The 19,908-nt window shown below is 44.0% G+C and carries 11 protein-coding genes and 1 pseudogene; 7 read left to right on the plus strand and 5 right to left on the minus strand.

Annotated elements, in window-relative coordinates; genetic code table 11:
• Nucleotides 1–573 precede the first annotated feature (573 nt).
• Entirely contained in the window at nucleotides 574–861 is a 288-nt protein-coding gene (locus F6J99_RS23385; protein ID WP_293115785.1) for a hypothetical protein, read from the plus strand.
• A gap of 55 nt (nucleotides 862–916) precedes the next feature.
• Here F6J99_RS23385 and ureA read toward each other — a convergent pair whose 3' ends face one another.
• Together ureA and F6J99_RS23395 are read right to left on the minus strand one after the other, a co-directional pair.
• Nucleotides 917–1,219, minus strand: a complete 303-nt coding sequence (ureA, locus tag F6J99_RS23390) for an urease subunit gamma (protein ID WP_008179425.1) — start codon at nucleotides 1,217–1,219, stop codon at nucleotides 917–919.
• 33 nt (nucleotides 1,220–1,252) lie between these two features.
• Nucleotides 1,253–2,245, minus strand: a complete 993-nt coding sequence (locus F6J99_RS23395) for an urease accessory protein UreD (protein WP_293115787.1) — start codon at nucleotides 2,243–2,245, stop codon at nucleotides 1,253–1,255.
• A 166-nt stretch (nucleotides 2,246–2,411) separates the two neighbouring features.
• Between F6J99_RS23395 and F6J99_RS23400 the strand changes: the two are divergent.
• Together F6J99_RS23400 and F6J99_RS23405 are read left to right on the plus strand one after the other, a co-directional pair.
• Nucleotides 2,412–3,476, plus strand: a pseudogene (locus F6J99_RS23400) (IS4 family transposase).
• Nucleotides 3,477–3,915: 439 nt separating this feature from the next.
• The gene (locus F6J99_RS23405; protein ID WP_293115789.1) at nucleotides 3,916–4,950 is read left to right on the plus strand and encodes a hypothetical protein; all 1,035 of its coding nucleotides are present in this window, start codon (nucleotides 3,916–3,918) and stop codon (nucleotides 4,948–4,950) included.
• A gap of 381 nt (nucleotides 4,951–5,331) precedes the next feature.
• On the opposite strand, the gene tnpA is transcribed toward F6J99_RS23405, so the two are convergent.
• Nucleotides 5,332–5,739: an IS200/IS605 family transposase gene (gene tnpA / locus F6J99_RS23410; protein ID WP_075904234.1), complete on the minus strand. Its 408-nt coding sequence runs from the start codon at nucleotides 5,737–5,739 to the stop codon at nucleotides 5,332–5,334.
• A gap of 58 nt (nucleotides 5,740–5,797) precedes the next feature.
• On the opposite strand from tnpA, the gene F6J99_RS23415 reads away from it, so the two are divergent.
• From F6J99_RS23415 to F6J99_RS23430, 4 genes are all read left to right on the plus strand, one after another.
• On the plus strand, nucleotides 5,798–7,105 hold the full coding sequence (locus F6J99_RS23415) for a transposase (RefSeq protein WP_293115791.1): 1,308 nt from the start codon (nucleotides 5,798–5,800) through the stop codon (nucleotides 7,103–7,105).
• A 118-nt stretch (nucleotides 7,106–7,223) separates the two neighbouring features.
• Nucleotides 7,224–9,596, plus strand: a complete 2,373-nt coding sequence (locus F6J99_RS23420) for an AMP-binding protein (protein WP_293115793.1) — start codon at nucleotides 7,224–7,226, stop codon at nucleotides 9,594–9,596.
• 11 nt (nucleotides 9,597–9,607) lie between these two features.
• On the plus strand, nucleotides 9,608–16,384 hold the full coding sequence (locus tag F6J99_RS23425) for a type I polyketide synthase (protein WP_293115795.1): 6,777 nt from the start codon (nucleotides 9,608–9,610) through the stop codon (nucleotides 16,382–16,384).
• Between the two features lie 203 nt (nucleotides 16,385–16,587).
• Nucleotides 16,588–17,511, plus strand: coding sequence for a DUF6208 family protein (locus F6J99_RS23430; RefSeq protein WP_293115797.1), 924 nt, complete (start codon nucleotides 16,588–16,590; stop codon nucleotides 17,509–17,511).
• Between the two features lie 271 nt (nucleotides 17,512–17,782).
• Here the strand turns inward: F6J99_RS23430 and F6J99_RS23435 are convergent, their stop codons facing one another.
• Together F6J99_RS23435 and F6J99_RS23440 are read right to left on the minus strand one after the other, a co-directional pair.
• Entirely contained in the window at nucleotides 17,783–18,262 is a 480-nt protein-coding gene (locus tag F6J99_RS23435) for a VOC family protein (RefSeq protein ID WP_293115799.1), read from the minus strand.
• Between the two features lie 675 nt (nucleotides 18,263–18,937).
• Entirely contained in the window at nucleotides 18,938–19,648 is a 711-nt protein-coding gene (locus F6J99_RS23440; RefSeq protein ID WP_293115801.1) for an ATP-binding protein, read from the minus strand.
• Nucleotides 19,649–19,908: the final 260 nt, after the last annotated feature.

Raw genomic sequence — 19,908 nt, forward strand, 5'->3', positions numbered from 1 at the left:
TCTCTAGGGATCAAGGGTATAGATTTAATGGCTCTAGGATTCTGACCAGGGTATGAAGCGGTTCTCTGTGAGCACGGAGGCTGTCAACTGCTTTTTTTTTGTAGCTATTACTTATTACCTATTACTTATTACTTATCACCTACTACTTATTACTTATTACCATTACCATTTTTTTTTCTCTCGCTTATATTTTCTTCATACAGTCTTTAATCAATGAATCCTGAATTCTCTAGTCTGTTGCTGAATAATTGATATAGGTGTTATTGAATTATTTATTAACTCATCAATGATACTATTTCTACAGTTAATGATTCCTTTTTGGTCAACTATGACATCTTACATAGCTTTTAAAGCTATACTAATGGCCAAGAATTTTATCCTACTTATGGAAAAATTTTGCTTCAGCAGCAGCAGCAGGTTATTCAGAAATTTATTTTGGAAACTATTTTCGCCATTCATTCTATTACTATTAAATAGGTAATGACTATAGTCATTACTAATCTCTATACTTTTTTAGTTTTCCTGTCTGGTGTTTTATTTTTTTAAAGTTTTTTTTACCATTGTTTGGTGCTTATGGGACTCCCTTCACTAGTTAAGTTATGGAATATTTTCAAGTTCCAACTGAATGAATTTCAACCCAACAACACAACTATTATTCAATCAGTTGAGCCTCAGTTAAAAGAAATCTTTAATGAACGAATCCAGGTTGTTCAGAACTGTCGTAATACGACTGATGACTGTATCAATAGCCTGAATAAAATCGTAGATCATCAAACAACTGCACAACTGAGCAGTGAGCAAATCAATGACCTGAGAAACCAACTTATCAATCTCAGAGAAGAACTCTGTCAACTTCTTTGAATCCTCTGATGATTTAAGATCAGTTAAAGAGTTATTGATCAAGGGTTTTGTGAGACTAACGAATTGGGTCATGTACAGTAACCAGTTTAGTCCCATCGGGAAAGGTTGCTTCTACCTGGACTTCATTCACCATTTCCGGTACTCCTTCCATCACATCATCCCGGGTCAGCAGGGTAGTGCCGTAACTCATTAAATCAGCTACTGGACGTCCTTCCCTAGCACCTTCCAAAATTTCCGCAGAAATATAGGCAACGGCTTCTGGGTAATTTAGCTTCAACCCCTTTTCCTTGCGCCGTTCTGCCAATAAGGCGGCAGTAAAAATTAGTAATTTATCCTTTTCTTGGGGTGTCAGTTGCATTGTTTGATCCTTTGGTTAGTAGCAATTTTGATATTACAACGGCCAAACTCGTGGCTTAATAATAGGACGCCCGAATAGATTAACACGCAACAGTTGCCAAACCTCTGTAAACCAGCGTCTCACCTCCTCAGTCGAAGCACCACGATAGCGGCATAATAATCCTGAGATCAGCTGAGTTACCCCAGCTTCCCCCACATACTCCCTAGCACTCCACAGTCCTCTGGCTTGTTCGAGAATCTCTGATGATACCGGTTGCCCTACCAAAGCTAATGTTCCTACCACTGGTTGTCCTGCTAAACCATAAGGACTAGAGAAGGTGGCTTCGCTAGCTGGTAACCATTGTCGGTCAATCCACTGTGGATGTCCTTGCTGCCAAACTTCCGTATGCGATCGCCAATTTCCCTCCACAAACCTTTCTCCTCTTGCACTGCGTCCAAATCGAGTAATTTCCCAGCCTAACCAACTGGCTTCCGGCGCTAATTCTACCCGCAAATCCTGCCGATAAACTGCACCATTGAATACTATCGTTTCCTGGGGCAACCATTCTAAACAAGCACCAGTCTCTACTTGGAGCCGGATGATTTGTCTAGTTTCTGGCTGGTTTAAACTAGCGCTATTGTTTTCTGGATTAGCGCTAGAAATATTTTTTCTAGCTTCTGTTTGGTTTAGAGTAGCGCTAAGCTTTTGATTATTAGTGCTATAGTTTCTTAGACTAGCGCTAGCACTGCCCCTACCATAAGCTTTACTAGCAGCAGCAGTGGTGATTAAAGCATGAGTCCCCGATTCAAGGTGGATATCTTGAGATAGCTTGTCCCCTGCTACCATTCCTCCAGCGGTATGAAGTACCACACTGTGACAAACCTCTAGCCCTTCTGGATAAAAGGGTCGCTGTACCTTCAAGGGAGCTTTGGCGTAGGTGTGAATAGGTTGAGTTTTTCCATGGGCTAAGGCAAAGCGTAATTTAAGGCTGCCATGCCATCGAGATTTATCACTATCTGTCGGTTGTGGTTGAGAAAGTTGATTCACCAATAGTTAAAGGGCAATGTACGGTAATTGACCGGGTGGCTTGGGCGTTGCTCAATATCAGAATCATATCAAGTATAGTTGAGCCCTAAGTACAGGACAAAAAGCTTGAAATGAAGAGCAGGATAGGGTTATTAGAAATACCACAATCTGCCCATAACCGCTATGAATCAAGAAGCGCGAATTGAAGCAATTACTCCAAGAACATTTAGACGCTCCTTGGAGCCAGACTCTCGCTTAATGCCCTGTTCTTGTTGGCTGTCCTCAAGGTAAAAACGGTCAATCTCTGTCAGGTGTCGTTAGGGTTTGGAGGCAAGGCACTGCCGGAATCAAGTTACAAGCGTCAGAGCGCGATTTTTTCGAGGCTTTGAGGTGGATTACGCCCAAATTGCCAAAATGGTGGTAAGTTGGATGGAGATTCGAGATGGATGGGTTCTGAGCCTCGACCGAACAACATGGGAATTCGGGTCTCATTGCTACAACATTCTGACAAACGGCATTGTGCATCAGGGAGTGGCAAATCCAGTATTGTGGTGGCTGCTCGATAAGAAGGGAAACTCCAATAGTGATCAGCGAATGCGCTTACCCTTGGAATTTTACCAGTTCTTTCCAAAAGCCCAGATTTTGTGTGCAGACCGAGAGTTTATTGGTCAGGCATGGATTCGTTATCTGTTGCGCGGGGCCCACTCTATCGTTTCGTATCCTTTTCCGAGCCACTGATAAGATTGAACGCTCAGGAACGTCCCTGGCAGCCAAAGTGGTTTTTGCCCATAAGCATGCCAGGTGAATCCCAACAACTCAAGGGGGTTTGTCGTGTTTGGGGTTACCCAGTTTCAGTTGAAGCCAAGGGGCTTGATCATGGCCAGTTACTAGTTGTGATTGCACCCCCGGCAACCCAGCATCTGGTCACTGACGTTTGCCTTGCGTTGGGGCATTGAAACGCTATGCAGGCATTTTTAAAACCCGAGGCAAATGCCATTGAGTCCACTCACTTTACTGAAGCTGAGCGTTTACGCAAACTTTTTGCCCTGCTGACACTAGCACGCTCGTTGGTCAATGGGAACGGGTTTGTGGTTACACCAGTATCAACCCATTACTATTAAAAAACACGGTCGTCGGCAAGCGAGCTTATTTCGCGAACGGATTTGACTACTTGCGACATTTGGTTTTAAATCCTTCTATCCACAATCAGGCTGACTTTTCGCTCTCTCTAAAACTTTTGTCCTGTACTTAGACGATATATATGACTAGTAGATTTATAGTTAAAAGTTAATATAAAATTAACACAAAAAATCAAGAGTTTATATTTTTTGAAATGCAAAATCCATAATTAAGGATAGAATAAAACACCACCAAAAAAACTAATAATGAGTAAGGATTATAATAAAATTTTTCCCAGGCTTGAAAAATCCAGTTATGGCGTAAAATTATTCGTGATTAAGTAGCCTATAAGATTACGGAATAGTTGTGCGATCGCATTAAATCCCATTCATAGGTTTACGGTCACATCTGAGTCTCAAAAGCAACCAAACTAATGACTAACGACTAATAACCTATACATCTGGTGCATGATGCCAGATAATCAAGTCACACTCATCTAGGGGTAGCGTGCAGTTTTATAATTTGGAAACCGTGCAATAATCGTGTTTACCGTGACTGGATAATCTTTCCCTATGGTGCAAGTGCCTGACTCTACCGCCGAACTCGCTGCTCTGCTCAACGAACCCATGGATCTGGATTTCCAACTCCCGGATCCAGAGGATGAAGAAATTCAGGAAACCGACTTTGAACAGCTAGTGGATCACGCTTGGCGAGTATGCGATCGCTTTGACCTACAGACCGATATCTGGCGGGGACGAATTCTACGAGTAGTAAGAGACAGGGAAAAAAAAGGTGGTGAAGGACGGGGAGCTGGATTTTTAAATTGGCTCAAAAGTCGGGAAATCGGCAAAAGTCAGGCTTACTCCCTGATTGAACTGGCTAATAGTGCCGATACTCTGTTAATCGAGGGTCAGCTTAGTCATGATGCCATTAATAACTTCAGTAAACGGGCATTTGTGGAAACAGCTAAGTCGGCTCCCGAAGTCCAGCAAATGGTGACAGAACTAGCTCAACAAGGCGATCGCATCACTCGCCGGGAGGTCAAACAGATGTCTGATCAATGGACTGCCATGTCCTCAGAATTACTACCAGACGAAGTTAAAGAAAAATCCGCTGAAGGGGGTCTCCCATCCAGTTATCTGGCCCCATTGGTTAAAGAGATGGAAAAGCTGCCAGAAATCCACCTGATTCCATTACAAGAAGCAATTGCTACTAATCCAGATGTGGACACTGTTAAACATGTGACCTCAGATGCCCGTTGCTTAGCCAAGTATTTAGATGCATCTGCCCAAGTCCAAGCTATCAATCACACATCCTTAGATATGGAACTAGCTTTAGATGAAGCGCTACGACTTGATTGTTTAAACACTGCTGCTGATTTAGTGAAACAAGCCTTGGCCCTGGAACAGGTTGTTGGCAAACTTTATACCACCTGGAAGCGTTTAGGTAGTCTGTCAGACCGATTGTATGTGGATACCGGGTCAAGTACTCCTCACTTGCGATTGCTGCTGACCTGTATGGATCGTCTAGCGGGTGACGTGATTGAAGTTCCTTTGGACGAGAGTGGAGAGCAGCTGATTCGGCTGAAAGTTATGAGCGAAACCTAAGCTATCAGCATAAGCGCTACGCGCACGCGTGCGCGTTCAGCTGTCAGCCGTCAGCCGTAACTCAGACCTTACGTTCGCGTAGCGCTGCCTTTGGCCTTAGCTTACCTCTTTTATTCAAAATCAGATCAAGTAGCGTGGAAACAAGTCCTTGGCTGAATGCTGATAGCTGAATGCTGATAGCTGAATGCTGATAGCTGAATGCTGATAGCTGAATGCTGATAGCTTACGACTAATGACTAAGGGGGAATTGGTAATTAATCACCTATTGGCCAATAATGCCCATCTTAATGGATAATAAACAAAGGAAGTAACGAGCGAGAGTTAGCCACCTAATTTATTGGGTGGGCGTGGAGCGTACCGGGATTTATCCCGGCTCTCGTGTTACTTTCCTCTTTGGTTTTTAATATATCTCCTCACTGTTTCTGTGCTGGCGTTTCCAGTAGTTGAACAGAAATAACTGGGAGACCAAAGAGTTGGAAGTTTTAATAGTTCAGGAAATTCTTTTCGTAAGTGATGTGAAGCCCGGCCTTTTACCCTCTTGATTATCACAGATGGAGAGAAAGTGGGGTCAACCTCCAAGAACATGTGAACATGGTCTGGCATTATCTCCAAAGCTATCAATTGCCAGTTGTTGTCCTTGCATAAGTCAAAAATAATCTCTTGTAGCCTCATTTTAATTTCGCCAATCAATACTGCTTTCCTTCTTTTCGGGCACCAGACAAAGTGGTAATTCAGTAAGGTGACAGAATGCGGGTTTGTCCTGAAAATATCTTGAGTTTTGGTATCCATAGGTGTTGAAAACAAGTGTAGAATCAAGATATCCTATATACAATGAGGTGACAAGAATATGTACGGTTGCCAGCAACATCTGATAGCTACAACACCTGAAAACCAGGCGATCATAGAGTTTATCTGCTCGGAGGCTAACAAGTTAACCAACTGCGGCCTGTATTATTGCCGTCAAATGTTGTTTAAGGCTGGAAAATACCTCAACAATGCAGAGTTAGACAAAATAATGAAAAGCAACGTCCATTTCAGGGCGTTGAGATCGGCTTGCGCACAACAGACATTACATCGAGTTGTTGAGTCCTTCAAGTCTTACAAGGCTCTCAAAAAGCTATACACTAAAGGACAACTAACTGATAAGCCTAGAGTTCCGAAGTACCGTAAGAAAGGAGGTTTAGCTGTAGTCAGCTATCCTGCTCGCTGGGTGAAACTAGTAAAAGGTCAACTCAAATTTACTTTAGGAAAGCAGGTTAAGGTTTGGTTTGGGATTGATCACTTTCTACTGCCGATGCCGTCCAATATCGATTTCAAATCAATCAAAGAATATCGGTTTGTCCCTAGGAATGGCTGTTTTTATCTGGAGTTTGTATACGAGCGACCAAACCCAAAGCCGGTAACACCTACAGAGAATGTATTAGGTATTGACCCCGGTCTCAATAACTGGTTGACTTGCGTCTCCAATACCGGAAGATCTTTCATCGTAGATGGCAGAAAAGTCAAGTCCCAAAACCAGTGGTACAACAAGCGGGTAGCTGCAATCAAAAAAGGAAAATCTCAAGACTACTGGGATGAACAACTAGCCTCTGAGACTGAAAAGCGCAACCGTCAAATGCGCGACAATATCAATAAGGCTGCTAGATTTATTATTAACTGGTGCCTAAGGAATCAAATTAGCACAGTAGTTTTTGGGTGGAATAAGCGCAACAAAGACGGTATTAATATTGGCAAAAAGAATAACCAGCAATTTGTTCAGACTCCTACCGCTAAGTTGAAGAACAGAATTGAAAAACTGTGTGTTGAGTACGGCATTAAATTCGTTGAAATCGAAGAGAGTTACACCAGTAAAGCTAGCTTCTTAGATCGTGACTTTCTACCTACACTTGGTGCAAAACCCGAGGGGTGGAAGGCTTCTGGAACAAGAGTAAGGCGTGGGCTTTATAGGTCTCGAAAAGGTGAATTAATTAACGCCGATTGCAACGGAGCTTGTAATATCCTCCGAAAAGTAGTGACACAGCTAGGGTTTTCCCTAGCCGAGGTCAGTAGAGCAGATTTGAACCTGCCACAACGATACAAATTAGATTCTCTATCTAAATGGTATCGTGAAGCGTCGTGGAGCGCGGTTTCAACCCGCGTAACGACATCAGCTTAGAATCCCTGCGTTTTCAAACCAGGGAGAGTTCAAGATTGTTGTAGTCTAGAAAAAGGCTGATAAATCTATCGATCAGGGGATGGGCGACGATTTGGCTGTGAAAATAAGGCGTGCAGGGATGAAAGACAGTTTAGATCAGATGAGCGAGAATATACCAAAATTTTCTACCTTAGTGGACCTGCTACGTTACCGAGCAATACACCAGCCGGATCAGATAATCTATACATTTTTACTGAACGGGGAAACCCCAGACCGCTACCTTACCCATAAACAGTTAGACAACCACGCCCAAGCGATCGCATCCGAGCTTCTACACCAAAACGCAAAAGGGGAGCGAGCTTTGCTACTCTATCCACCCGGTTTAGAGTTTATCACAGCTTTCTTCGGCTGTTTGTATGCGGGAGTGTTAGCCGTTCCCGCTTATCCCCCCCGCTCCAATCAAAATTTGTCCAGGCTAGAGGCAATTGTGGCAGATGCTCAAGCCAAATTTGCCCTCACTACTACCCCTCTATTAGAGAAAATAGAGACTCAGCTAGCTGAAAATCCCGCCAACAATCAACTGAAGTGGCTGGCAACTGACAATCTGCCTACGCACCACGAATCAGATTGGCAGCACCCGGACTCTACACAGAATACTTTGGCTTTTCTACAGTACACCTCTGGCTCAACGGGTAAACCCAAAGGAGTAATGGTTAGCCACGGGAATTTGTTATATAACTCAGCTTTGATCAATCAGTGTTTCCAAGATACACCCCAAAGCAGAGGATTGTCTTGGTTACCCGCTTACCATGATATGGGACTGATTGGTGGCATCCTACAACCCCTTTATGTTGGTCTTCCCATCATCCTGATGGCTCCAGTAGATTTCCTCCGCAAGCCTTACCGCTGGCTAAAGGCAATTTCCAAATACCAGGTGACTACCAGTGGTGCTCCGAATTTTGCCTATGAGCTGTGTGTGCAGAAAATTACGGCTAAGCAATTAGAAGCCCTAGACCTGAGCAGCTGGCAAATGGCCTTTACCGGTGCTGAGCCAGTTAGAGCCTCAACATTAGAGCGATTTGCTCAAAAATTTGCCCCTTGTGGTTTCCGTCGGGAAGCATTTTACCCCTGTTATGGCATGGCAGAAACCACATTATTAGTAACTGGAGGCTTGAAAGACCAACCTCCAGTGGTAAGGGAATTTGAAGGGCAAGCTCTTGAACAAAATCGAGTGGTTCCCCTGCCAGAAAATCGTCTCAATCAGTCTAATGGTCAGTCTAATGGTCAGTCTAATGGTCAGTCTAATGGTAATGTGGCGACTCGAATCCTGGTCGGGTGTGGGCGGACTTGGTTAAATGAAAAAATTGCGATCGCATGCCCCCAATCCCTTACCCAGGTTGAAGCAGGTGCTGTCGGAGAGATTTGGGTAAAAGGTCCAAGTGTTGCTCAAGGCTATTGGAATCAACCAGAGGTGACGGAAAAAACCTTTAATGCTTATCTAGCTGATACTGGTTCAGGGCCATGGCTGCGTACTGGTGATTTAGGATTTATCCAGGATGGTGAGTTGTTTGTAACAGGTCGTCTGAAGGATTTAATTATTATTCGGGGTCGCAACCATTATCCCCAAGATATAGAATTGACGGCGGAAAAGAGTCATCCAGCTCTTCGCCCTGCCTATGGCGCAGCTTTTTCTGTGGAAGTCGAACAGGCTGAGCAATTGGTGATTGTCCAAGAAGTCTCCAGGAATTACCTTCGGAAACTAGATGTAGATGAAGTGGTTGAAGCAATCCGCAGTGCAGTCTCCCAAGAGTACCAGCTTCAAGTTTATGTTGTGTTATTGCTCAAGACCAATAGTATTCCCAAGACATCCAGTGGCAAAGTACAGCGCCATGCTTGTCGAGCTGGATTTCTAAACAATACCTTGACAGTTGTAGGCCAATCGAGGTTGGCGCAACACCCAACCATTGCCCCAACTAAACCAGAAAAAGAACCCACTACTAATACTATCGGCAAAGCGCAAACCCGGCATACACTTCAAAAGTGGATAGTAAATTGGCTAGCGCGAGAAACAAAACTGCCTGCCGGGTCTATTAACATCAGCAAGTCTTTTGCTGATTATGGTCTAGATTCAGTAACAGCAGTCGAATTAGCTGATGATCTCGAAGAATGGTTAGGGGTGCCTCTGTCTCCGACACTGGCGTATGATTATCCCAATATCGAGTCCCTTGCCCAATATCTGGCTCAAGAAAGTCAAAAAAGCAACTCAAACCAGGAGGACAGCCCAAGAAAAATCGAACCGAGAGTTTTGAGTGCAGGTACTGAGATGCAACAATTATGGGAGGCACAGTTCCAGAATCTGGATCGGTTCACCTCGACACCCTTTTATCGTTCACCGGTGACGGTTCAATCGATTTCCTCCAGTGGTGATCAAGAGGTAGACCAACTCTTAGCTGAGTTGGAAATGCTCTCAGAAGCACAAATCCAAGAAATTCTGGGAAAACCCATCAAATAGTTCCTAGATCTATGTTTCGATCTATGTTGCCAGTGGATGATATTGCTAAGCGGATTGCCAATCTCTCCCCCGAAAAACGCGCCCTTCTTGAGTTGCAGCTGCAAAAAAGGAAAGGGTTAAAAGAACCTATTGCTATTATCGGGATTGGCTGCCGCTTTCCAGGTGCCTCTTCCCCAAACTCCTTCTGGCAACTGCTCAAAAATGGTGTTGATGCTATTACTGCAGTGCCACCAGACCGTTGGGATATCCAGAAATTTTACGATGCTGATCCCACAGCACCAGGCAAAATGTATTGCCGTTATGGTGGTTTTCTGGCCCATGTTGATCAATTTGATCCAGAATTCTTTGGCATTGCTCCTCGGGAAGCTACCTATATCGACCCCCAGCAGCGACTACTGTTGGAAGTAATTTGGGAAGCACTAGAGGATGCAGGCCAAGTGCCTAGCCGAATCAGTGGTAGCCAAACGGGGGTCTTTGTTGGCATTTCTACTCATGATTATGGTCAGCTGCTCCTCCAAACTCCAGAGGTGGTAGATACCTATACCAATACTGGTGTAGCTTCCACTATGGCAGCTAATCGCATTTCCTACCTACTGAATTTAAAAGGGCCAAGTCTAACGGTTGATACCGCTTGCTCCTCATCCCTAGTTGCTGTTCATTTGGCTTGTCAGAGTATCTGGAATGGTGAGTCAACCGTAGCCATAGCAGGGGGAGTGAATTTGATGCTAACCCCAGTGGTGACGGTTGGGTTAAGTAAGTTAACGGCTTTATCTCCGGATGGTCGCTGTAAGGCATTTGATGCCCGTGCCAATGGCTTTGTCAGGGGCGAGGGGGCTGGGGTGATAGTAGTAAAGCCCCTATCCAAAGCCCTGATCGATAAAGATCCAATTTATGCTGTGATTCGAGGTAGTGCGGTGAACCAAGATGGGCGCACTAATGGGCTAACTGCTCCCAATCGAGACGCTCAGGAAGCTGTTCTAGTCTCGGCCTACCAGCACGCGGGCATTTCACCTTCAGATGTGCAGTATGTAGAAACCCATGGCACCGGAACCCTACTGGGAGACCCGATTGAAGCGATGGCCTTGGGAAATGTCCTAAAACGCTCTCGCAAAGCGGTTCCAAAGGAACATCGCTCTGACAATAACTCTGATAATAACTCTGATAACTACGGTGCGTTATCAACCCATCCTACCAACAAGCCTGTTGCGATTGGCTCGGTCAAATCTAATATCGGTCATCTAGAAGCAGCTGCTGGTATTGCTAGTTTAATCAAAGTTGCCCTATCCCTCAAGCACCAAGAACGTTTACCCAGCCTCCATTTCCAGGAGCCAAATCCCCACATTCCCTTTGAGCAACTATCCCTGCGAGTACAGCAGCAAGGGGAGCCTTGGCCATGGGATGTGATTCCCCCATTTGCTGGTGTAAGTTCTTTCGGTTTTGGAGGAACCAATGCTCATGTGGTGCTACAAGGAGCGCCAGAGTTGACAAAAGCGACAAGTAATGATAAAGACCAAAACTATCAAGACCAAAACTATCATCTATTTACCTTGTCTGCCAAAACAGCAACCGCTCTGCAAACCCTAGGAAAGCGATACATAGACTTCATAGCATCTGAGCCATCAAGCACACTGGCAGATATTTGTTTGACCAGCAATAAAGGGCGATCGCATTTTAACTATCGTCTAGCCCTCCTAGTCCAATCCACTGACCAGTTGCAGCAAAAACTGACCAAGTTGACAGAAAGGGAAACCATTTCGGATAAAATAGCACAAAATAGCCCTACTCCCCCCGAAATAGTTTTCCTCTTCACTGGTCAAGGCTCTCAGTATAGTGGTATGGGACGGCAACTCTACGAAACCCAACCAATCTTTCGGGCTACTCTCGACCAATGCGCCGAAATTCTGCAATCCTATTTAGAACAGCCGTTACTGGATGTCCTGTATGGGGAAATCTTTAGCGACAACAGTGACAACTCCACATTATTAAATCAAACGGCCTACACCCAACCGGCATTATTTGCTCTAGAATACTCCCTGGCTCAGTTATGGCGGTCTTGGGGAATCGAACCAACTGTGGTGATGGGTCATAGTGTTGGGGAATATGTGGCAGCAACTGTAGCAGGAGTCTTTAGCTTAGAAGATGGGCTAAAGCTAATTGCTGAAAGAGCGCGTTTGATGCAACAGTTGCCAGAAGGTGGTGAAATGGCGGTGGTTTTGACCAATGAGCAGCAGGTCACTGAGGCAATTCAATCCCTATCCGAAAAAGTCTCAATCGCTGCCATTAACGGTCCGGAAAATATTGTGATTTCTGGGGAAAGTCAGGCCGTTCAAACAGTGATAGCCCGACTACGCTCTCAAAAGGTCAAATCACTAAAGTTGCCAGTCTCCCATGCCTTCCATTCTGCCCTCATGGAACCAATGGTGGGAGATTTTGCTCAGGTATTATCGGAAATATCCTTACATCCCCCGCAAATAGAGATAATCTCGAATGTAACTGGAAAATTAGCCACTGCTGAGATAGCTACGACCGAGTATTGGTGTGACCATGTGCGTGGGTCCGTGAAATTTTACCAGAGCATGGAAACCCTTTATCAAGAGGGTTATCACCTGTGTGTGGAAGTAGGACCTAAGCCTAGCCTATTGGGAATGGGCAAAGCGTGCTTACCGAAAGGAAAGCTCACAGCTATACCAAGTTTGCGCCCAGGAAAACCAGATAGTCAGCAAATGCTGGAAAGTTTGGCAAGCCTATATAAACATGGCGCATCAGTAGACTGGGGAAGATTCCATCAGCATAACCCCCGCCGCCTAGTTTCCCTACCAACTTATCCTTTTGAACGGCAACGGTATTGGCTAGATACCACTTCAGTAAAACCATTATCCCCGATTTCCTATGGTCAACTCTCCACTCCCTCCTATGGGGATTGGTTGTATCAAATAGCATGGCGACCTAAGGATGTAGATTCATCTGATATATCTACTGATATATCTAAATCTAGTACAACTTGGTTGATTTTTGCCGATAAAGAGGGCTTTGGAGAAACATTTGGAGAAACATTAGTTCAACAGCTGGAAGAAAAATGTGTTGACAAAGCGGTTCCAAAGGAACATCGCGTTTTGCTAATTTCCCCTGGCTCAAGCTATGAACAATTACAAGTAAACCATTACCAAATTAACCCAGCACAACCGCAACACTTTCAGCGTCTGTTAGCTCAAGAAGTCGAATCCCTAAACGCAACATCTGTGATTGTGGTTCATATGTGGAGTTTAGATACTCCCGCACTGGACCGATTGCAAACATTTCCCCTAGACGCCACCTTAGAAAACGGTTGTGGTAGTGTCTTGCATCTGCTGCAAGGGTTAGTCAAAGCAGAATTAGCTCAATCCCCTCGTCTGTGGTTAGTTACCGAAGGCACACAACCGGTAGGTAAGAGGAAAAAATCTTTACAGATTGCTCAGTCTCCCCTATGGGGTTTAGGTGCAGTTATTGCCCAAGAACATCCGGAACTTTGGGCAGGGATAATAGACCTAGAACCAAGTCAAGACTCAGCACTGAGCAATGAGCAGCACTACCAAGAGCAATCATTAATGCTGCTCAAGCAGATATTACGGCCAGAGGGAGAAAACCAAATTGCTTTGAGGGATGGACAAACCTATGTGCCTCGGCTGATTCATCAACAGCAACAGTCCCAACCCCCCGCTTTACCATTACAGCTAAAACCAGATAGCACCTACTTAATTACCGGTGGTTTGGGGTCACTGGGGTTAAAGGTAGCTGAATGGATGGTAGATAAGGGGGCAAGGTATTTAGTCCTGGTAGGAAGAAGCCAACCAAATTCTAGAGCCTCAGAAATAATTGGGAAATTAGAAGAACAAGGTGTGATGGTAGTCCTGGAGCAGGTGGATGTATCCCAGGAAGCACAAGTTAGAGACTGTCTCAACAGAATTCAGCTTTCCTTACCCCCCCTCAAAGGAATTATCCATGGTGCAGGGGTCCTAGAGGATGGGGTGCTGCTGCATCAAGATTGGGCAAAATTTGCCAAGGTGATGAAACCGAAAGTTGAGGGAGCCTGGAATTTACACAGGTTGACTCAGGATATAGCCCTAGAGTTATTTGTACTATTTTCCTCCGCCACCTCTATCCTAGGTACCCCTGGTCAAGGAAACTATTCCGCAGCTAACCGATTTTTAGATAGCCTCAGCCATTATCGACAACAGCAAGGTAGCCCAGCTTTAAGTATTAATTGGGGACCTTGGGCTGAGATGGGTTTAGCCGCTGGCGTCGGGAAACGGATGGCAATGCTGGGAATCGAGCCGATTCAAGCACCACAGGGATTACAGATACTCGAACAACTTCTGGCACAAGATCGGGCTCAGGTGGGGGTATTACCGGTGGAGTGGTCAAAGTTAAAAGAACGACTACCGGTAGAGTTACCGTTATTCCTATCAGAGGTAATCACAACAGAAACACTACCGCCTCAGGGGGATGGGGAAAACGACAATTCTGGGATTTTTGATCAACTGCTCGCCACTACAACAACCCAACGGGAAGCGTTATTAAAAGATTACCTTAAGCAACAGATTGCTAAGGCTTTAGGGATAAGTCGGGAAATCTCAGGGTCGAGCAACCTGATGGATTTGGGTGCTGATTCGTTAATGATTGTAGAAGTACTCAATGCCTGTAAGAAAGACCTGAAGATAACCCTTTATCCTAGGGAGTTTTATGAGCGACCAACGATTACAGCTCTAGCTGAGTACTTGGCTTTGGAGATGGAACGGCTTCATCAGCCCCAGCCAACCCAAACTTCATTGACCACTACTAGTCTCTCAGATATTAAGAATTGGGCTAATCCTTGGGCATGGAACAATAGCGAACGCAATTTTACCAAACCCACCCAGCGCAATCAGAGCATGGTGTTTTTGCTGTGTAGCCCTCGGTCAGGCTCCACCTTACTGCGGGTGATGCTAGCTGGTCATCGGGATTTATTCTGTCCACCAGAATTACACCTATTGCCCTTTGAAACCATGGCTGAGCGCAATCAATCCCTAGGTTCAACTCACTTAGGAGAAGGGTTAGCGCGAGCTTTCATGGAAATCATGAACCTAGATGCCCAAGCCAGTACAACACTGGTGGAGGAGATAACCCAGCAAGACTGGTCAATTCAGAAGGTTTATGGCAGGTTACAGGAACTAACGGGTAAACGTACTCTTGTGGATAAGTCTCCTACCTATGCTGGCAGTATTGAAACCCTAAGGCACGCGGAAGATTTATTTGAAGAAGCGAAGTATATTCATCTAGTACGTCATCCCTATGCGGTAATTGATTCCTTCGTGAAAAATCGGATGGATAAAATCTTTGGTATTGATCAGGTAGACCCTTATTGGCTAGCAGAGGAAGTTTGGACAACCTGTAACCGTAATATCCTAGACTTCTGCGAGGAAATTGCACCATCTAATCATCATTTAGTGTATTACGAGGAACTAGTAAAGCAACCTGCTTTGGTGATGGCAAGGTTGTGTGAGTTTCTGGATATTCCTTTTGATGAGGCGGTTTTAGAACCCTATCAAGGCCAGCGGATGACGGATGGAGTTCATCCCCAATCCCTACCGGTAGATGACCCCAATTTCCGCAACCATAACCAAATTGATTCGGCTTTGGGAGAGGTTTGGCGGCAAATCCAGTTGCCCCGGCCTTTGGGGAATTTTGCGGAAGAGGTAGCGACACGGTTGGATTATCAATGGCCTAACCTACCCTACTCGAATACGAAGGGCGAACAACCTCCTAACCTTCAACCTCCTAACCTTCAACCTCCTAACCTTCAACCTCCTAACCTTCAACCTCCTAACCTTCAACCTTCTAACCTTGGCCAAAAGGCCACGCTACCCGAACAACTTGAACCGATGCAGGAGTCTTATCTAGACGTGCGGGGTTTACAGCTGTGTCTGTGTAGTTGGGGTCCAGTGGATGGAGATTTAATCCTATGTATCCATGGTGTTTTAGAACATGGAGCGGCTTGGGAAGAAATTGCCCGTCCCTTAGCAAGTATGGGATATCGAGTGGTGGCACCTGACCAGCGAGGCCATGGACGTTCCCAGCATGTAGGGATGGGAGGGTCTTATCAATTAATCGACTACTTAGGGGATTTAGATGCGATCGCGTTTGGCACGGCAGACCTGAACGCAAAAGCTCTGACAGAGCAGCCATTTATTCTAGTAGGTCATTCCATGGGGGCTGTAGTTGCTGCCACCTTTGCCAGTGTTAGACCCGAAAAGGTCAAATCCTTACTATTGCTGGAGCCAGTGCTACCAGGGGAAGGGAAGGAGGATGAAACGGCTCAACAGTTAGCAACTCATTTAGATTATCTAGCATCCCCACCCGAACACCAAGTCTTTGAGGATATCCAAGCTGCTGCTAATCGTCTGCGCCGCTTAACCCCCAACCTCTCTGAGGAATTGGCTTTAAAACATGCTCAGCGACTTACCGAACCTGGTGATGGTGGTGTATGCTGGCGCTGGGATCCAAGATTGCAAGTTCGTACGGGAATTGGTTTAAGTGGAACAGCTTTTAATCGAGATAAATACACACAGCTACTGAGTCAAATTAAAGCTCCCACTACCTTAGTTTATGGCAATAATAGTAACTTTAACCGAGCCGAAGACCTAGCCTTACAACAAGCTGCCATACCTCATGCTAAAACAGTAACACTATCAGGAGGACATAACCTCCATGTTGATGCACCAGATGCTATAGTTGCAATTATCGCCAACAACCGATTAAAACTGAAAAATTAAAAAGTGACAAGGTAACAAGTAACAGGGAAAAGGTAACAGGGAAAATTAACAATACCAATTACCAAATATAGCCAAACCAACTAGCCAAAGCAACTAGTTGCATGAAACCAAATACTGATTCATAATAACACCAAAAAATCTTCTGAGCTCTTTCCCAATGTTCCCTGTTCCCAGATCCGCTGTTCCCTCCCCTATACAAACAAATGACTAATTTAGAGCTTTTCTGGGAAATCCCCTTATCCATACTCTCCTTCATCTTTTCCCGCATCCTAAGATTTGTGATGCAAACTATCGGGGGATACTTTACCTCCAAAAAAAACACTAAAAATCTTGAGTGGCAAATCGTTTCAGCCGAGTTTTTAAAAAAGCCCATCAAATTAATTTGGGCAATGAGTCGAGCTCGTTGGAATCTTCACGCTATTATTTCTCTAGTTGGACCGATTCAGGTCAAAGAGGTAATTAGCTTTGATGCGAGTGCAGCTAAACAATCAGCCCAATCTTGGACATTAGTAGTTTACAGTCTACCAGATTTTGAAACCATAACTAATATCAGCTCCCTCACCGTATCCGGAGAAAACCAATGGGAATCCGTGAGCTTGAAACCAGGTAAATACTTATTAGGTTTGCGGTATTATCATTGGTCAGAAACAGTAGAGCAACCTACTGTTAAAGCAGATGGCGTTAAAGTCGTAGATGCCAAGCAAATTAACGCCCCTACTGATATCAACAGCTTTTACCGTGACCTAATTAAACGAAAAAATTGGCTTCATGTCTGGTTAAATTACTATGTTTTCAACCTGTTGCGCTTTAAGCAATGGTTACCCCAAGCATTTGTAAAAAAAGTATTCTTACCGGTACCGAATCCAGAAACAAAATTTTACTATGGTGCCTTGAAAAAAGGAGAATCTATTCAATTTAAACTAGCACCATCCCTGTTAACAACCCATGATATTTACTACAGCTTGTACAGCCGTGAATGCTTTGCTCTAGATTGGTACAAAATTACCGAAGCGGAACATAGAACATCTGTTAGTGATCAGAAGTCTATTTATATTGTTCGGATTCATCCGAAATTTGAGCGAAACGCTTTATTTGAAAATAGTTGGGTGAAGATAGCCGTTGTTTGAAGTAATCGCTTGAAGTAGTCCTAGTCTTGTAATCCCAATAATTGCAATAATTCCAAATCCTGCTTAAAAACCCCCTTTAGAGACTGTTTATGTTTGTTAAACTTTGCTTCAATCCTTGCGTAGGGTGGGTTAGGCGGCAAGATCTGTAAAAGCTCACCTTTAAACAAAGCTATCTGCCGTAACCCACCAATATTCTGTGACTTAAGGGGTGATTAGATTTACTTGATAAACAGTCACTGAAAAGTTAATACCAACTACCAGTCAAGACCAATTACCACCCGTTCTGGCGAAGACCTAACGTGTTGCCATCAAAATCCGTAAAGAATGCTAATAGAACTCCTCCACCAACATCTTGAATCGGTGACACATCAATCCCTCTAGACATGAGGAAATACCTAGCTTTCTCTATATCCTCCACAACTAGTGTTAGTACGGCTTCTCCCGTTCCTGTAGCTTTGTCTTCGTAGAGGCCAATTTGGGTGCCAGGCACGTTGGGATAAAAGAACTGCGTCCAACTGGGTGTATCGCGGGAAGTATCCCGTTCCATGCCCAAAAGCTCCTGGTAAAAGAAGATGGCTCGGCCCAGATCGGTGACATTTACTTTAGATACATAGCCCGTTACGAGCTCATCCATAGGGTTTTGAGCAACTGCGGTGCTAGTCCATCCAGAACTTAACAGAACAAAAACACTGATCAGTGCGATGACTGTTGCTGTCTTGAGCTTTTGCAATAATTTTTGCATCATTTTCATTTTTAGGTTATCCTTATCTAACCTTTTTTGGTGTGGTCTACTCCTAGGACATCTAAATTTGAGTTTAGATTTCATAGAGCAATCTTCAGAGCCTAAGCCTGGTTAGAACTAGACCTCTAAAGCTCATCTAAAAATCAGTAAATTTAAATATCCGTTAGCTTCAGGTTTGTTAACTTCAGCCAACCAAAAATTATTATACACAGACTTATAGAAAGAAGACATAACCTTAACCAAATAAGTAACAAATCTTCAATTTTTTTTATAGTCATAGTTCTAAATCCTAGACGGAGTAAAGGATTCAGTAATTTTAAATAAGCGAGCCATCAATACAAGGACTTGACAATTTTTGCGAAACTTAGTAAACCTAGGGTACTTGACATTAATAATTATTTAAGTTTTAGTTAAACTGCTAGTTACTATCTTGGGCTCCAACCAATTAGTCTCTCTAGTAATTAAAATATTCAGTAATTTTCGGTAAAGTACTTGACAAATAAAGATTATATGTTAATAGTATATATTAATATTAATAGCAGTCTAAGTAAAGGTTAAGACATATTTCTGTTCCCAGATCCGCTGTTCCCTGCTCCCAGATCCGCTGTTCCCTTTAAACGAAAATACTATGTCATAAACTATATTTCCCTTGCTATAAAGCGCAGCGTTATAGGATTTAGGATATTACTCTGAGAGTAGCTCGATCGGCAAAACTACTGTAAAAGTCGTCTTTCCAGGCACCGACTCCACCTCAATCTGACCCTGATGTTTATCCACAATCTTTTTGACAATATCTAGCCCCAAACCACTCCCTTCTCCAGGGGGTTTAGTCGTAAAAAAAGGCTGAAATATTTTCGGTATAACCTCCGGAGGAATTCCTTTACCACTATCAGTGAAACTGACTTTTATCTGATCATCCTGCTGTCTAACATCAATGGTTAAGGTTCCCTTACTCTCCATAGCTTGAATGCCATTGTGAATCAAGTTCGTCCAAACTTGATTAAGTTGGTCGGGATAGCAAAGAATAGCAGGCAAGGAATCGTCATAATTTCTGATTACATCCACACCATATTTTAGTTGGTTATAATAGAGAGTTAAAATAGTATCAATTCCTTCAATAATATTTGCCTCTATCTTGTTACCACTAGAATCATCATGGGCATAAGTTTTCAGGGCAAACACCACTTTAGCAGCTCGTTCAGCAGCGGTAACAATGTTACGGGTACTGGTTTGGAGATTAGCAAATTGATAGGCAGTTTGTAAAATTTTTTCTCCCTCTGGGTCTTTCAGTAGAGGCAACAAAGAGTCTAGGTCATCGCAAACCCCAATTCCCACTAAAATATTGGCGAGTTTTGCTGCTTTCTCAATCGAGTGGGATGTGATCTGCCCGGTCAACGCTTTTCTGATTTGACGTTGTTCCCGAGTAGATAAAGGGGTCGTTTGTTGCCTAGACCGTTCTAGTAAGGTAAAGAAATCCGACTCGCGTTCCTTTGAAAGTTTTTGAAAAAAGGAAGGTAACTGCTTGAGGCAGGGCTATTTCATTCTCATGAAAGCTAATAAATGCTAGGCTTACAAGTTAGCTGAGAGTTTCATGAGTTACCATGCGTTTGTCTGCCCAATCTGCCCCTGCTGTCTCAGTTCCTAGGCTCGCCCCA

Source organism: Moorena sp. SIO4G3, from assembly GCF_010692305.1.
Classification (GTDB): Bacteria; Cyanobacteriota; Cyanobacteriia; order Cyanobacteriales; family Coleofasciculaceae; genus Moorena; species Moorena producens_A.

Bases quoted from the DNA above. Each gene is read 5' to 3' on its own strand.
- tnpA (WP_075904234.1), bottom strand. From the start codon at position 5,739: ATGGATACCAAAACTCAAGATATTTTCAGGACAAACCCGCATTCTGTC.
- ureA (WP_008179425.1), bottom strand. From the start codon at position 1,219: ATGCAACTGACACCCCAAGAAAAGGATAAATTACTAATTTTTACTGCC.
- F6J99_RS23415 (WP_293115791.1), top strand. From the start codon at position 5,798: ATGTACGGTTGCCAGCAACATCTGATAGCTACAACACCTGAAAACCAG.
- F6J99_RS23430 (WP_293115797.1), top strand. From the start codon at position 16,588: ATGACTAATTTAGAGCTTTTCTGGGAAATCCCCTTATCCATACTCTCC.
- F6J99_RS23385 (WP_293115785.1), top strand. From the start codon at position 574: ATGGGACTCCCTTCACTAGTTAAGTTATGGAATATTTTCAAGTTCCAA.
- F6J99_RS23420 (WP_293115793.1), top strand. From the start codon at position 7,224: ATGAAAGACAGTTTAGATCAGATGAGCGAGAATATACCAAAATTTTCT.
- F6J99_RS23425 (WP_293115795.1), top strand. From the start codon at position 9,608: ATGTTTCGATCTATGTTGCCAGTGGATGATATTGCTAAGCGGATTGCC.
- F6J99_RS23435 (WP_293115799.1), bottom strand. From the start codon at position 18,262: ATGAAAATGATGCAAAAATTATTGCAAAAGCTCAAGACAGCAACAGTC.
- F6J99_RS23405 (WP_293115789.1), top strand. From the start codon at position 3,916: ATGGTGCAAGTGCCTGACTCTACCGCCGAACTCGCTGCTCTGCTCAAC.